At 64.8% G+C, this 14,114-nt stretch carries 12 protein-coding genes; 6 read left to right on the top strand and 6 right to left on the bottom strand.

The features are described from left to right. Positions 1-176: 176 nt before the first annotated feature. On the top strand, positions 177-950 hold the full coding sequence (locus LK535_RS12365) for a class II aldolase/adducin family protein (protein ID WP_227772205.1): 774 nt from the start codon (positions 177-179) through the stop codon (positions 948-950). On the opposite strand, the gene LK535_RS12370 is transcribed toward LK535_RS12365, so the two are convergent. Both LK535_RS12370 and LK535_RS12375 read right to left on the bottom strand, forming a co-directional pair. Next, a complete protein-coding gene (locus LK535_RS12370; protein ID WP_227772206.1) occupies positions 947-2,020 on the bottom strand; it encodes a sensor histidine kinase in 1,074 nt (357 codons plus the stop codon). The two genes, LK535_RS12365 and LK535_RS12370, sit on opposite strands and share 4 nt — an antisense overlap. Before the next feature lie 95 nt (positions 2,021-2,115). Further along, on the bottom strand, positions 2,116-2,961 hold the full coding sequence (locus LK535_RS12375) for an enoyl-CoA hydratase-related protein (protein WP_227772207.1): 846 nt from the start codon (positions 2,959-2,961) through the stop codon (positions 2,116-2,118). Between the two features lie 136 nt (positions 2,962-3,097). Between LK535_RS12375 and LK535_RS12380 the strand changes: the two genes are divergently transcribed. The 3 genes from LK535_RS12380 (at position 3,098) to LK535_RS12390 (ending at position 4,859) form a co-directional block, all read left to right on the top strand. Continuing rightward, entirely contained in the window at positions 3,098-3,769 is a 672-nt protein-coding gene (locus LK535_RS12380; protein WP_227772208.1) for a glutathione S-transferase family protein, read from the top strand. Beyond that, positions 3,769-4,140: a tRNA-binding protein gene (locus tag LK535_RS12385; RefSeq protein WP_227772209.1), complete on the top strand. Its 372-nt coding sequence runs from the start codon at positions 3,769-3,771 to the stop codon at positions 4,138-4,140. Before LK535_RS12380 ends, LK535_RS12385 begins: the two co-directional genes overlap by 1 nt. 143 nt (positions 4,141-4,283) lie before the next feature. Further along, a complete protein-coding gene (locus LK535_RS12390; RefSeq protein ID WP_227772210.1) occupies positions 4,284-4,859 on the top strand; it encodes an opacity protein in 576 nt (191 codons plus the stop codon). A gap of 76 nt (positions 4,860-4,935) precedes the next feature. Here LK535_RS12390 and LK535_RS12395 read toward each other — a convergent pair whose 3' ends face one another. Then, on the bottom strand, positions 4,936-6,168 hold the full coding sequence (locus tag LK535_RS12395) for an acyl-CoA dehydrogenase family protein (protein WP_227772211.1): 1,233 nt from the start codon (positions 6,166-6,168) through the stop codon (positions 4,936-4,938). 91 nt (positions 6,169-6,259) lie between these two features. Here LK535_RS12395 and lpdA point away from each other — a divergent pair, with 91 nt between their 5' ends. Beyond that, positions 6,260-7,654: a dihydrolipoyl dehydrogenase gene (gene lpdA, locus LK535_RS12400; protein ID WP_227772212.1), complete on the top strand. Its 1,395-nt coding sequence runs from the start codon at positions 6,260-6,262 to the stop codon at positions 7,652-7,654. Positions 7,655-7,726: 72 nt separating this feature from the next. On the opposite strand, the gene LK535_RS12405 is transcribed toward lpdA, so the two are convergent. Continuing rightward, positions 7,727-8,953 (bottom strand): NAD(P)/FAD-dependent oxidoreductase, encoded by a 1,227-nt coding sequence (locus tag LK535_RS12405; RefSeq protein ID WP_227772213.1) that lies wholly within the window; start codon positions 8,951-8,953, stop codon positions 7,727-7,729. A 100-nt stretch (positions 8,954-9,053) separates the two neighbouring features. Here LK535_RS12405 and LK535_RS12410 point away from each other — a divergent pair, with 100 nt between their 5' ends. Next, complete coding sequence (locus LK535_RS12410) at positions 9,054-9,737, top strand: TetR/AcrR family transcriptional regulator (protein WP_227772214.1); 684 nt, start codon at positions 9,054-9,056, stop codon at positions 9,735-9,737. Between the two features lie 57 nt (positions 9,738-9,794). Here LK535_RS12410 and LK535_RS12415 read toward each other — a convergent pair whose 3' ends face one another. Continuing rightward, the gene (locus LK535_RS12415; RefSeq protein WP_227772215.1) at positions 9,795-12,299 is read right to left on the bottom strand and encodes a TonB-dependent receptor; all 2,505 of its coding nucleotides are present in this window, start codon (positions 12,297-12,299) and stop codon (positions 9,795-9,797) included. Between the two features lie 92 nt (positions 12,300-12,391). Then, positions 12,392-14,002 carry a GMC family oxidoreductase gene (locus LK535_RS12420; protein WP_227772216.1) on the bottom strand — a complete coding sequence of 537 codons (1,611 nt, stop codon included), beginning with the start codon at positions 14,000-14,002 and terminating at the stop codon, positions 12,392-12,394. Positions 14,003-14,114 lie beyond the last annotated feature (112 nt).

A 14,114-nucleotide genomic window follows, 5' to 3' on the forward strand; every position in this document is an offset into this window, starting at 1 on the left:
TGTTGAGGGTGTTGGAAGAAAACGCGCTATCGCCTCAACTTCCTCAACATTCGTTTTTTGCAATCGTTCGCGAACGGTCGCGCTATCGCCGGGATCGCGCCCCGATCCGGGTTCGATTGCCCCTGTCCCGGCGCGCCGTTATGATCCCGCGCAAATCGCAATCAGGAGAGCACGCCATGGCCACGCTGGCACCGGTCGACAACACCGCCCAATATGCCCCCGGTGAATGGGAGGCGCGGGTTGATCTTGCTGCGGCGTACCGCCTCGTCGCGCTGTACGGCTGGGACGATCTGATCTTCACGCACCTGTCGGCGCGCGTGCCGGGGCCCGAGCATCACTTCCTGATCAACCCCTATGACATGATGTTCGAGGAGATCACCGCCTCGAGCCTGGTCAAGATCGACGTCGAGGGCAATCCGGTCGGCCATACCGATCATCCGGTGAACCCGGCGGGCTTCACCATCCACTCGGCGATCCACATGGCGCGCGAGGATGCCGCCGCGGTGATGCACCTCCACACCCCGCACGGCCAGGCAGTCTCGGCGATGGAGTTCGGCCTGCTGCCGCACACCCAGACGGCGATGATCGCGCAGCACAATGTCGCCTATCACGACTATGAGGGCATCGCGACCGACCTCGACGAGCGCGAGCGGCTGGTGGCGGACATTGGCGACAAGCACGCGATGATCCTGCGCAATCACGGCACGCTGGCGGTGGGCGACAGTGTCGCGTCCTGCTTCCTGCGGCTCTACTTCCTCGAGCGCGCCTGCGAGGCGCAAGTGCTGATGCTGTCGGCGGGGCGCGAGAACCTCAACAATCCGCCGCAGGGCGTGGAGGAGAAGGTCGCCGGGCAAAGCGCGCCGGCGGGCATGGGCAAGCTGGCCGAAAAGCTCGCCTGGCCGGCACTGCTGCGCAAGCTCGACCGGATCGATCCCAGCTTCCGCAACTAAGCGGAGCGGCGCTGACGTTCGTCTTCGGTCTGAGGGCGAACGTCCTGCCCGCTGGATGCCTGTGGCATCATGAGGCAGGCGCGGGTCTCAGGCCCGCCGGTAATCACGTAGCGCCCTCCCGTTTGCCGGGCGAGCATGGTGGCAATGGAAAGGCCGAGGCTGTTCGTCGCCTCCGCGGAAAAGGCAGAGGGCAGCTTTCCGCCATTGTCGACGACGGTGATGCTGAGCTGTCGACCGGCCGTAACCACTTCGATCGCAATAGCGGGCGCGCAATGTTCGCCGAGACCATGTTCAATGGCATTGGCGATCGACTCCGCGACGACGAGCGCGACGGGCAGTGCCTGTTCGGTGGAAAGGCGCAGATCGGGCGGGCAATCAACCCGGCGGGCGATGTCGCTGCGGCCGTTTGCCTCCACCACTTCGTCTAGCAATGCCGTTAGAAAGGCGGCGAGTCCTTTGCCGTTCTCATCGGCATCGTACAGGCGGCGGCTGATGCGGCCGATCAACGCAACCCGCTGCGAGGCTTCTGCCAGAGCCTCGGCGGCCTGGGGATCGGCAAGGCGCCGCCGCTGAAGTGCGAGCAAGCCGGCAACCGCCTGAAGATTGTTCGACACACGATGCTGCAACTCGTCGAACAGCAGGGCGCGAGTCCGCGCAAGTGCAGTGCTTCGTTCGCGCTCCTCTGCCAGATGGCCGTTGGCGCGCTGCAGCCAGTGAATGATCAGGACCTCTGTGGCGACGATCAGGGCGTAGAATCCCATGGCCGCCAGCGATCCCACATCTAGGTTGAACGCCCTCTTGGGCGGAATGAAGAAATACCAAGCGAGCACGCCGCCCAGCATCGCAGCCGCCGCGCCGTAGCGTGCGCCGAACAGCACGGAGATCAGGATCACCGCGGGAAAGAAGCTGACGAACGGAAATCCTGGCGGAAGCGTGCTGTCCGCCGCGTAACGGATCCAGAAGGCAACAGCGACGGCCGCGAAGGTCGCTGCCCAAGCCAATAACGGACGGACGGCGAGCGGGAAGCGATCGAGCGGCAGAAAAGACCCTTGTTGCGAAGGTGGCACCATCCACCTCCGCCGGACGTTAGAGAGCAAAGCCCGTCAGGTCGAGGGCCCGCGAATGCCCGATGACCCGTGCGCGTCCGCTGAGCGGCGAGCCGCGATCAACGGCCCCACCAGGGATAGCCCGGCGGCATGTCGTGGGGAATGCGGCCGGGAAATGCCGGCGCACGCTTTTCCAGGAACGCAGCCACTCCTTCTCGCACGTCTGGCCCGGCACCCAGCGCCATGGCGAAGCCGCCGTCCACCTTGAGCGCGCCAGCGGGCGAGGCCTCGCCAGCGAAGCGCCACAGCATCTGCCGGGTAAGCGCGACCGACACGGGAGCAGTATTCTCCGCGATCTCCAGCGCGATTTCCTGCGCGCGCTCGAGCAACTTATCGGCCGGTACCACGTCGCTGACCAGGCTGCCCCTAAGGGCCTCCGCCGCATCGAACAGCTTGCCCGAAAGGCACCAGCGCAATGCCTGGGGAAGTCCGACGATCTGCGGCAGGAACCAGGCGCTCCCGGCTTCGGGTACCAGGCCGCGGCGGGCGAAAACGAAGCCGAAGCGTGCCGTGTCCGCCGCGATGCGGATGTCGCAGGGCAAGGTGAGCGTGGCACCCACCCCGACCGCAGCGCCGTTGATGGCGGCGATCACCGGCTTGGGACTGTCGAAGAGGGCGCCAACGAAACCGCCGCCGTCCTGACGAGGCTTGCCTTCCGCAGCGAAATTGGGGCCGCCGCTGCCAAAGCTGTCGGCCCCGCCCGAAATGTCCGCACCGGCGCAGAATCCGCGTCCTTCGCCGGTCAGGATGATGGCGCGCACCTTTTCCTCGGCACCCGCCTTGCGCACGGCCTCCGCAAGTTCGGCACCCATGACGGCGGTATAAGCGTTCAGCTTGTCAGGACGGGCGAGCATGATCGTCGCGATCGGACCGTCGATCGTGTAACGGATCTGTTCAAAGGTCATCGGCCTCTCCTTGCCTGCGGATCATGTGCGCCCGCTTCTTCAATCGCATAACCTGTCCCGTTGCCTTGCGCCATGCGGTGCGCTGAGATCGCCAAAGCGGCTTTCCCGTATCGTCCGCCCGGCTTAACGAGGGGGTATGTGGCAGCTCTACCAATTTCCCTTGTGCCCCTTCACTCGCAAGGTCCGCATCCTTCTGGGCGAGAAGGACGTCGGCTATGAGCTGGTGCGGGAGATCCCGTGGACGCGCCGCGACGAATTTCTCGACATGAACCCGGCCGGCCAGACCCCGGTGATGGTGGATGGCGAGCGCGGCACCGTGCTGATCGATTCGATGGCGATCTGCGAATATTTTGAGGAGACGGTGGACCGCGCGGCGATGATCAACGGATCGGCGGCCAATCGGGCCGAAATCCGGCGGCTGGTCGCCTGGTTCGATTCGCAATTCTATCGCGACGTCAGCCAACCGCTGATTGAGGAGCGGATGGTGAAGCGGCTCGTGTTGCGCCAGTCGCCGAACGCGGCGCGGCTGCGCGAGGCCATGAAGTCCGCCATCGGCCACCTGGACTATATCGATTACCTGCTCGATCACCGAAAATGGATGGGCGGCGCAACGATCAGTCTCGCCGATCTTGCGGCAGCGGCTCATATTTCGGTCGCAGACTATCTGGGTGGAATCGACTGGTCCGGGCATACCCATGCGAAAGCCTGGTATTCGGCGTTCAAGAGCCGCCGCAGCTTCCGCCCGTTGCTAGCGGAGCGGATGAGCGGGATCGAACCGCCGAACTATTACGAGAATCCGGATTTTTGATGCACGCCAACCATGATGCGGCAGCGCCTGCGGCCGAGACGATCAGCTTCGACGACTTCCTGAAGGTCGACATTCGAGTGGGCACGATCGTGTTGGCAGAGCCGTTTCCGGAGGCGCGCAAGCCGGCGTTGAAGCTGGTGATCGATTTCGGTCCCGTGATCGGACGCAAGAAGTCTTCCGCGCAGATCACCGAGAATCATGATTCGGCCGATCTGGTAGGCAAGCAGGTGATGGCGGTGGTGAACTTCCCGCCCCGCCAGATCGGCCCGGTTATGAGCGAGGTGCTCACGCTGGGCTTCCCGGACGCGGACGGAAAGGTCGTCTTGGCAGCGCCGACCTTGAGCGTACCAGACGGCGGGCGGCTGTTCTAATCGAGGTTCTTTCAGCTTCTGACGAGTGTTGCTGCAGGGCAACACGAAGACTTTACCTGGCCGCCTTGGCAACCGGCCTGAGCACCGCGGGTTTGAACGTGCGGACCGCGCATCAGACCAGCGGCCTGGTAAAAGGTATTGTTATGAAGAAGTTGCTTTCGGCGGCTGTAGCTGCCGCTTTCGTGATCCCCTCGGTCGCCGCGGCGCAGGAGACCACAACCGACGGTTCGCGCGCGTTCGGGATTGATCCCTATGTCGGCGTCCTCGGCGGCTATGAAGGGTTCGAAAGCGCGCCGGGCGGCGGCATCCCCGTGTCGCAGCCGGGCAACCGCCTGAAGGGCGGCCTGGTCGAAGGCGTGGTGGGCGTAAACGTGCCGCTCAACAGCTTCTTCATCGGTGTCGAGGGTAATGCCGCCAAGGGTTTCACTGGCGACATCGACTGGGAATATGGCGTGCATGGCCGGGTTGGCGCGCGGGCTGGTGAGACCGGCCTCATCTACGTCAAGGCTGGCTATCGCTGGGTCAACTTCGACCGGTACGGCAACGACAGCCGCGACTTCGGCCGTGTTTCCTACGGCATCGGCGGCGAATTTGGCCCGTCGGCGATCGGCCTGGACGGGCTGGTGAAGAAGGAAGGCGTACGCATCCGTGCGGAGATCGCCACCACCGGCGACTTCGAAACCGTGCGGCCGATGGTGGGTGTCATCGGGCACTTCTGATCCTTGCCGCAAGGATAAGAAAGGGGGCTCCGGCTGTGGTCGGAGCCCCTTTCTGTGTCGGTGCGGTAGGGCCGCGTTAGAGGCCGAGCACCTGCTTCGCGATGATGTTGCGCTGGATCTCGTTCGAGCCGGCGTAGATCGGGCCGGCCCGCTCGTTCATGTAGCGCAGCGGCGCCAAGGCGTGCCACTCGTCCCCGCTGACATAACCGTCCTCCGGCGGTGTGTGGCCCGGCACGGCGCCGCCGGGCATAGTGGCATGTGGTTGATAAACGAGGCCGCGATCTCCGGCCGCCTCCATCGCCAGTTCGGTGAGCGTGCCGGCAAGTTCGGTGCCCATGATCTTCATCATCGAAGAGAGCGCGCCAACGCTGCCGTCATCATTGGCAGCGGAGAGCAAGCGAAGCTCCATGATCTCGAGCACGTCGGCGCGCACGCGGGCTCGGGCAAGCTTCGTAGCGAACACCGGATCGTCGATCAGCGGCGCGCCGTCGCTGCCGGTCGTCTCCGCAGCATGGCGCGCAATCGCGTCCGCCCGCGCCTTCAATGCCGGCGCATAAGCGTTGCCGCCACGTTCGAACTCGAGGAGGTATTTCGCGACGCTCCACCCGCGGTCGATCTCCCCCATCACGTTCGCCTTGGGGACGCGGACGTCGGTGAAGAATACGGCGTTCTGCACCTGCTCGCCCGACGTCATGGTGAAGGGGCGGACTTCCACGCCGGGCGTCGTCATGTCGATGAGGAGGAAGGTGATGCCCTGCTGCGGCCGGCCTTCCTTTGAGGTGCGCACCAGCGCGAAAATCCAGTTCGCCTCGTTGGCATGCGTGGTCCACACCTTCTGGCCGTTGACGATGAGGTCGTCGCCATCCTCGACCGCGCTGGTCTGCAGGGAGGCAAGGTCGCTGCCCGAATTGGGCTCCGAATAGCCCTGGCAGAAGAAGATCTCGCCCGACAGGATGCGGGGGAGGAAGAAGCGCTGCTGCTCGGGCGAGCCGTATTTCATGATGACATAGGCCACCATCGAAATGCCCATCGGCGAGAGGCCCGGGGCGCCAGCGGCGATCCGCTCGCGGTTCCAGATGTAGTGTTGCGCCACCGTCCAGTCGGTGCCGCCGTGCTCGGGCGCCCAGTGCGGCGCGGCCCAGCCCTTGGCAACGAGGATCTCCTGCCATTTCATGCTGGCTTCGTGATCGGCATAGACGCTGGTGGAGAGGCGGCCGGCGCGCTGCAGGTCGGGGGTAAGCGCGGTGGCGAGAAAATCGCGCACCTCGGCCTCGAACGCCTGCTCCTCAGGGCTCCACTTCAGGTCCATCCGGCCTCTCCTATGTCCTCGCGGGGTTGCACCCCCGTCATGAGGGTCTATGTCGCAGCCGGTTTCCCTAATCCAGAGGCGAGTGCACCCGATGGCTGACGAATTCGATTATGACGTTCTCGTGATCGGTGCCGGTCCGGGTGGCTACGTCGCAGCGATCCGCGCGGCGCAGTTGGGCCTGAAGACCGCCTGCGCCGAAAGCCGGGAGACGCTGGGCGGCACCTGCCTCAACGTGGGCTGCATCCCGTCCAAGGCGATGCTGCATGCGAGCGAGTATTTCGACGCGGCCGCGAATGGCGCGATGGCGAAGATGGGCGTGAAGGTGACGCCGGAGCTGGACCTCGACGCGATGCACGGCCAGCGCCGCGAGTCGGTGAAGAGCCTGACCGGCGGCATCGAATATCTGTTCAAGAAGAACAAGGTGACGTGGCTGAAGGGCCGCGCCAGCTTCGAGGACGCGCACAGTGTCACCGTCGCCGGGCAGAAGGTCACGGCGAAGAACATCGTCATCGCGACCGGCTCGTCGGTCACCCCGCTGCCGGGCGTGACGATCGATCAGAAGGTGGTGGTCGATTCGACCGGCGCGCTCGAGCTGCCCAAGGTGCCCGAGCACATGGTCGTCATCGGTGGCGGCGTGATCGGGCTGGAGCTCGGTTCGGTCTGGCGGCGCCTGGGCGCCAAGGTGACGTGCGTCGAATTCCTCGACCAGATCCTGCCGGGCTTCGACGGCGACGTGCGCAAGGAAGCCAACAAGATCTTCAAGAAGCAGGGGATCGAGTTCAAGCTGGGCACCAAGGTGACCAATGTTGCTGTGAACGGCGACAAGGCGACGCTGACGGTCGAGCCGGCCGCTGGCGGCGAGGCATCGACGATCGAGGCGGATTGCGTGCTGGTGTCGATCGGCCGCAAGCCGAACACCGACGGCCTGGGGCTGGAGAAGATCGGCCTCACTCCGAACAACCGCGGCCAGATCGAGACCGATCACGATTTCCGCACCTCGGTTTCGGGTGTCTGGGCGATCGGTGACGTCATTCCGGGCCCGATGCTGGCGCACAAGGCCGAGGACGAGGGCATTGCGGTTGCGGAGAATATCGCCGGCCAGCACGGCATCGTGAACCACGACGTGATCCCGTCGGTCGTCTACACCTGGCCGGAGATCGCCGGCGTCGGGCTGACCGAGGAAGCCGCGAAGGAGAAGGGCGAGATCAAGGTCGGCAAGTTCCCGATGATGGCGAACAGCCGCGCAAAGACCAATCACGAGCCCGACGGCTTCGTGAAGGTGATCGCCGACGCCAAGAGCGATCGCGTGCTGGGCGTGTGGTGCATCGCGAGCGTTGCGGGCACGATGATCGCGCAGGCGGCGCAGGCGATGGAGTTCGGCGCGACCAGCGAGGACATCGCCTACACCTGCCACGCGCACCCGACGCATTCGGAAGCGATCAAGGAAGCCGCGATGGCGGTGCAGGGCAAGCCGATCCACATCTGATCGGCTGACCCGAACGAACCCGAAAGGGGGCGCTGGCGGATGAGCCGGCGCCCCCTTTTTCGTTGGCGGCGGTCAGGCGGTGAGTTCCTTCAACGGCGTGCCGGCATCGGCGAGCCGCGCGGGATCGGGGGTGGCGGCGGTTTCGACCAGTTTGCGGCCCTGGACGTAATCCTTGACCGCATTGACGCAATCGAGCGCGATGACGCGGCCGGCCTTGAGGTAGATGATCGAGAAGCTGCGGGTGGCCGGGTCACCGCGCAGGACGGTGGCGTCATGGCCGATCGAGAGGCCGACGGTCTGCAGCTTCAGATCATATTGGTTGGACCAGAACCACGGCACCGCGTGATAGGCGGCGTCCTGCCCTGCGATCGTCTTCGCCACGACATTGGCCTGGTCATTGGCGTTCTGTACCGATTCGAGCCGGATTTCCGTGCCGTCGGCAAAGCCGTTGGCGTGGAGCGCGCAATCGCCGATCGCGAAGACGTCGGGCAGGCTGGTGCGGCATTGCGCATCGACCGCGACGCCATTGCCGCCGACCGCGCCCGCGGCAAGCAGCGGCTCGACCGCGGGGATGATGCCGATGCCGACGATGACGAGTTGCGCGGGGATGACGCTGCCGTCGGAAAGGCGCACGCCAGTGGCGCGACCGTCCTCGCCGACGATGCAGTCGACCACAGCGCCGAGCCGCACGTCGACGCCATGCGCGCGATGCTCCGCCTCGTAGAAGCGCGAGAGGTCGGGGCCGGCAACCCGCGCGAGGACGCGATCGAGCGCCTCGAGCAGCACCACCTTCTTGCCGAACTTGGCGAGGACGGCGGCGGCCTCCAGCCCGATATAGCCGCCACCGATGACGACCGCGTCGGTCACGCCGGGAAGCTCGGCCATCATGCGATCGGCGTCGGCGCGGGTGCGCACGGTGTGGACGCCGGCGAGATCATGGCCGGCGCAGGCGAGGCGGCGCGGGCTGCCGCCGGTCGCCCAGACGAGGTGGCGGTAGCCGATCGCCCGGCCATCGGCGGTGGTGACGGTATGCGCGGCGGGATCGACGGCGGTGACCTCGCGGCCGAGCAGCATCTCCACGCCGCGTTCCTGCCAGAAGGCCGCCGGACGGATCAGGATGCGGTCGAACGTCTTGTCGCCGGCGAGATATTCCTTGGACAAGGGCGGGCGCTCATAGGGCAGTTCCGGTTCCGCACCGATCACCGCGATCGTCCCGTCGAACTTTGCCTGGCGCAGCGCGATGGCGGCCTGCGCCCCGCCATGGCCGGCGCCGACGATCACCACGTCGTAGCTGCTCATTCATCCTCCCCTCGCACGAATGTTAAACCTATGCTTGTTAGGTTAACGCTACGCAGCGCAAGCTCTGGCCGTCAAGCAGTAAGCCGGTTAGCTTAGTGGCATGAACATCATGACACCGGCAGTCGCGAAGAGGACGAAGACGACCGTTGACGGCAAGCGTCGCGTGCCGCGTGCAGGGCGCCCGTCGTCTCCGCTGATCACGCGTGAGGCAGCGGCTGCGGCGGCGTTACGGCTCATCGATGCGAAGGGTCTGGACGCCCTGAGCCTGCAGGCTGTGGCCAAGGAGCTGGGGGTCAGTGCGCCATCGCTCTACCACCACTTCCGTGACAAGGAGGAACTTCTCGCGGAGGTCGCGCGCAGTTTGCTTTCGGAAGTCGGCCACGAGCAGGAGGAATGGTCGACCGATTGGGAGACGCGGATGGTGGAACTGAGCTGTGCCACGCGCCGCGTTGCCCTGCGCCATCCCAATGCCGCCCCGCTGTCGTTGCGCTTCTTCCCGCGGCGATTGATGCTCCCCGCCTACGAGGCCGGTTTGCGCGATTGCCCGTATCCGCTCGCCACGCACATGATCGTGCACGAAGTGATCGAGAAGTTCACTTATGGTTCGTCGCTATTCGCGGCAGCGGCGGAAACGCATCACATCCCGGCCATGCCCGAGGTGGATCCGGCCCATTTCCCCCGCCTTGCCGAGGCGCTTGAACTCGCACCCTCGGACGAGGAGATCTTCAAGGAAGGATTGCAGGTGCTGCTTGCCGGCCTCCGCGCGCGGTACGGCAGCAGGTGACAAGAAAAAGGGGCGGTGAACCCACCGCCCCTGTGAGCTTTCCCGGGAGGAAACAGATCAGAACTTGAACGCCAGTTCCACGAACACTTCGCGCGGATTGTCGACAAAGGCAGACATGTCGGCGGTGACGCCTGGGCCGGCCGTCCCGCCGCCGGTTCCGCCCGTGAACGGAATGTCGTTCGCGGCCGTGACCACCAGCTTGTTGGTGAGGTTGCGGCCGATCACCGACAGCGTCCAGCGTTCGTCCGGACCGTTGAGCGCCAGTGCCGCGTCGAGCTTCGCATATCCCTTCTGAATGGCATCGGGGCGGAGCGCATCGGTAAAATTATACTTCGACGTATAGCTCACATCACTGGAGGCACGCACCGACCATCCCGAGTCGGTCACCGGCACTTCGAACGTGAAGCCGGCGCGTCCGGCGAACTTGGGCGCCTTCGGAGGCGTGCGACCGTCATAATCCTGCGCGTTGAAGACACCGCCGGCGGGCTGGAGATTGCAGCCCAGCGCGATTGTCTGCCCAGGATAGCATTGGCCGATATAGTCCTGGTACTTGACGTCGTTATAAGCTGCCGCACCACGCAGGCTGAAGCCGTCGATCCCCGGCACGCGGAAGTTGAAGTCTGCTTCCACGCCCTGCGTGCGCAGCTTGCCGGCATTGCCCGCGGTGAGCGACACGGTGGTTGGGTCAAAGAACTGGACCTGCAGATCCTTATATTCATAGCGATACGCCGTCAGGCTGAAGGTCAGCCGGCGACCGAAGGCCAGCGTGCGATAGCCGATCTCGCCACCCTCTGCCGTCTCCGCGCCGAAACGGCCCTGATCCTGTAACACGGCGGTCGGGGCCGGCGTCAGCGCCTGCGAGATGTTGAAGCCGCCCGCCTTGAAGCCCTGCTTGTACGAGGCGTACAGCGTGGTGTCGGTATCCGGCTTGAACCGGATCGTCGCCTGCGGCGAAATGTTGTCGTCCCGGTAGCGGTCGGTCACGACGATCCCACCGGGGAAGGCCGCAGCAAAGGCTGCGTTCGCCGGCAGTGAGCGCTGGTAGCTGTCGCGTGCTTCCAGGCTATAGCGCGCCCCGGCCGACAGTTCGAACTGCTCCGACAGATTGAGCGTTCCTTCGGCGAACACCGACATGGAGTCAGTCTTGAAGCCATTGTCGCGCTTGAAGCTGACGTACGTGCCCGTGCCTGGGTCGAACGGCAGCGGCGCGATATAGGCGTCGGTGTTGAAGACGAAATCGCCATGCGCATAAAAGCCGCCGAACAGAATGTTAAACGGCCCGTCGAACTTGGACTGGAACCGTAATTCCTGCGAAAACTGATCAAAATCGGCGAGCTGGCTGAACCCGGCCGGATAAGCTTCGCCCGACACGTTGTTCAGATCATATTGGCGGAAGTGATAATAGCCGGTGATGGACGTGACATCGAACGGATCGCTCGTCACGTTGGCGGTCACGATGCCGTATTGCGACGCGAAATCGCCGTACATGTTGCCGTCGCGGGCATAGCGATAATTGGCCTCAGCCACCTGAATGGGGATGGCGGACTGGTCCGATCGCCCGTTGATGCGGCAATCCGCATTGGGGCTGGGCGGTATCCCGTTCGCCGCAAGCGGGGTGGTGCGTCCGCCCCCGCACAACCGTTCCACGATGTCGGTGGGGCCGCCATCCTTCACCTTGGTGAAGCCGCCCTTCACCTGCAGGTTGAATGCGCTGCTCGGCTCCCATTCGATCGTGCCACGAGCGCCATAGGCTTCCGAAAAGCCGCGCCGGTCGCGATCGCGGGTGCGGAACTGGCCGGGTATGTAGTTGGTGTACTCATCCGCCGCCGTGTTGGTGAAGGCACCCTTCGCCTTGGAATAACGGCCGGCGACACGCGCTCGCAGCGTGTCGGATACCGGGCCGGACAGATACCCTTCGACATAATGTTCGTCGGCATTGAACCCGTACCCGCCCTTGATCCCGCCCTCGAACGTATTGGTGGGGTTGTTGCTCGATACGCTGATCAGGCCGCCGGTGGTGTTCTTGCCGAAGAACAAGGCCTGCGGGCCCTTCAGAACCTCGACGCGCTGGATGTCGAACTGCGGGAGGCTGATCTCGCGCCCGCGGCTCATCGGCAGGCCGTCGATGACGAACGACACCGACTGGTCGAAGCCGGCGCTCAGCGCGGTCGAGCCGACGCCGCGCAGGAAGATGCTGGCGGAAGAGCCTGATGCTGCCTTGCCAGCAATCAGCGAGGGCACCAGCGTCGCGATATCGCTGACGCGGGTTGCCTGATATTGGGTCAGCGTCTCGCCGCCGACTGCGGTGACCGCGACCGGCGCGTCGAGCAGACGCTCGTCACGGCGCCGGGCGGTGATGATGATCTCGCCATCGCCGGCTGCAGAAGGCGTCGTGTTCGCGGGGCGGGTTTCGCCGGTCGCGGATGCCTCGACCCCGCCGGTCGCGGGCTCCTGCGCCGTCGTGGGGCCACCATCCGGTGCCGTCTGCGCCTGCACGGTCAGGGGCACAATGGCTGTGGTGGAGGTCAGCGCCACCAAGGCGAGCCGCAAGGAACGCTTCATCCTTCAACATCCTCTCTGGAAACACGTGGTGCGATCTTCTGTCGCGCGGCCGAGAATTCGGCCGTAACAAACCTAATGTCAATAGATATTGATCATTCCTGCAGGGCGACCCGATCGCGAAGGATCAGGTCCGCAGCGCGCCATGCCATTGCCATGGTGGGGCCCTGCGTATTGCCAGCCGGGATTGTGGGCATGATCGATGTGTCCATGACGCGCAGCCCGTCGACCCCGCGCACGCGCAGTTGGGGGTCCACCACCGACGCCGCGTCACTCCCCATCCGGCAGCTGCCGACCGCATGATAGCCGCAGGTGCCATAGCGATCGTATGCTTCCAGAATTTGCTCGTCGGTCTCGTATTGCGCGCCAGGCATGGTCTCCTCGCCGACCAGCTCGCCGAGCGGCGGTTGGCGGACGTAATCGCGCACTACCCGGATTGCGCCGATCATGGCGGCACGGTCTTCCTCGTTGGCGCGGTAATTCGGCCGGAACGACGCCGCCGCATCCGGATCACGGGTAGTGATATGGATGCTGCCGCGCGAGGACGGACGCAGCGGATAGACAACAACGTGCATACCGGGAAAGCGCTCGACATCCTGCCGCTGCTTGGCGAAATCGAACGAGAATGGCGCAACCAGCATCTGCGCATCGGGCCGGTTCAGCCCCGGTCGCGTGCGGAACCAGCCACCGATCTCATATGCAGCGGCTGCCATCGGACCGGAGCGAGTCAGGTAATATCGCGCAGCGGACCGCAGAAGCCGCCAGCCATGGAACTGCTTGTTCTGCGAAATGTCGCGTTTGACCTTCCACTGCACAATCAGCCCGCGATGTTCGATGAGCCCTTCGCCGACTTCCGGATTGTGGTGGATCAAGGGAATGCCGAGCGCGGCCAGTCGGTCGCGGTCGCCGATGCCCGAGCGCTCGAGCACGCCGGGACTCGCCATTGCGCCGCCGCAGACGATCACCTCACCCTTCGCCGCCAGCGCCTCGCGCTTGCCAGCGCGCACCACCTCAACTCCGGTGGCCCTCTTGCCGTTAAAGGTAACGCGATCGACCGTGCAGTCGGTCATCACTGTCAGATTGGCGCGCTTCTCCGCCGGGCGCAGGAAAGCGGTTGCGGCGCTCTGCCGCTTGCCGCCGGAGATGGTGCGCGGCGTGAAGCCAATGCCGTCACCATTGTCGGGCGCGTTGACATCTTCCTTGCGCGGCCACCCCATCGCCTCGCCTGCGGCGATCTGCGCCTCCGACAATTTGTCGCGTAGCGTCGGCATGGTCACCTTGAGCGGGCCGGCGGCGCCACGGGTTTCCGCCGCGCCCAGCTCATGCCCTTCCAGCGCCGCATAGGCGGCGCCGATATGCTGCCAGCTCCAGTCGTCGCTCGACACTTCCGCGATCGCGTCGAAATCGGCTGGCTGCCCGCGCACGTACATCATGCCGTTGGTAGAGGTAGATCCGCCCAGCACGCGCCCGCGCACCCACATTTCGGATTGTTCGCCGGTGCAGGCGTCGGGCTGACTGGCATAAGCCCATAGGTGCTTGGGATCGGCCATCACCTTGGCGAGCCCTTTGGGCATGGCAATAAAAGGGTGCGTGTCGCGCGGCCCAGCCTCGATCAGGCACACCGCGACGTGGGGATCTTCAGACAGGCGATAGGCCAGCACGCATCCTGCTGCTCCCGCCCCCACGATCACATAATCGTAGCCCATTCGCGCGCCCTCTCCCGGGTCGGCGGCATCGCGTGCCGCTCAACCTACGGTGAATAGGTAACGTCATCGGACGCACGACGACAAGTCCCCGACAAAGAAAAAACTATTGCTA

It is taken from the genome of Sphingomonas sp. IC4-52 (genome assembly GCF_020707225.1).
GTDB lineage: Bacteria > Pseudomonadota > Alphaproteobacteria > Sphingomonadales > Sphingomonadaceae > Sphingomonas.

Bases quoted from the DNA above. Each gene is read 5' to 3' on its own strand.
- LK535_RS12385 (WP_227772209.1), top strand. From the start codon at position 3,769: ATGCACGCCAACCATGATGCGGCAGCGCCTGCGGCCGAGACGATCAGC.
- LK535_RS12420 (WP_227772216.1), bottom strand. From the start codon at position 14,002: ATGGGCTACGATTATGTGATCGTGGGGGCGGGAGCAGCAGGATGCGTG.
- LK535_RS12375 (WP_227772207.1), bottom strand. From the start codon at position 2,961: ATGACCTTTGAACAGATCCGTTACACGATCGACGGTCCGATCGCGACG.
- LK535_RS12365 (WP_227772205.1), top strand. From the start codon at position 177: ATGGCCACGCTGGCACCGGTCGACAACACCGCCCAATATGCCCCCGGT.
- LK535_RS12410 (WP_227772214.1), top strand. From the start codon at position 9,054: ATGAACATCATGACACCGGCAGTCGCGAAGAGGACGAAGACGACCGTT.
- LK535_RS12395 (WP_227772211.1), bottom strand. From the start codon at position 6,168: ATGGACCTGAAGTGGAGCCCTGAGGAGCAGGCGTTCGAGGCCGAGGTG.
- LK535_RS12370 (WP_227772206.1), bottom strand. From the start codon at position 2,020: ATGGTGCCACCTTCGCAACAAGGGTCTTTTCTGCCGCTCGATCGCTTC.
- lpdA (WP_227772212.1), top strand. From the start codon at position 6,260: ATGGCTGACGAATTCGATTATGACGTTCTCGTGATCGGTGCCGGTCCG.
- LK535_RS12405 (WP_227772213.1), bottom strand. From the start codon at position 8,953: ATGAGCAGCTACGACGTGGTGATCGTCGGCGCCGGCCATGGCGGGGCG.
- LK535_RS12390 (WP_227772210.1), top strand. From the start codon at position 4,284: ATGAAGAAGTTGCTTTCGGCGGCTGTAGCTGCCGCTTTCGTGATCCCC.
- LK535_RS12380 (WP_227772208.1), top strand. From the start codon at position 3,098: ATGTGGCAGCTCTACCAATTTCCCTTGTGCCCCTTCACTCGCAAGGTC.
- LK535_RS12415 (WP_227772215.1), bottom strand. From the start codon at position 12,299: ATGAAGCGTTCCTTGCGGCTCGCCTTGGTGGCGCTGACCTCCACCACA.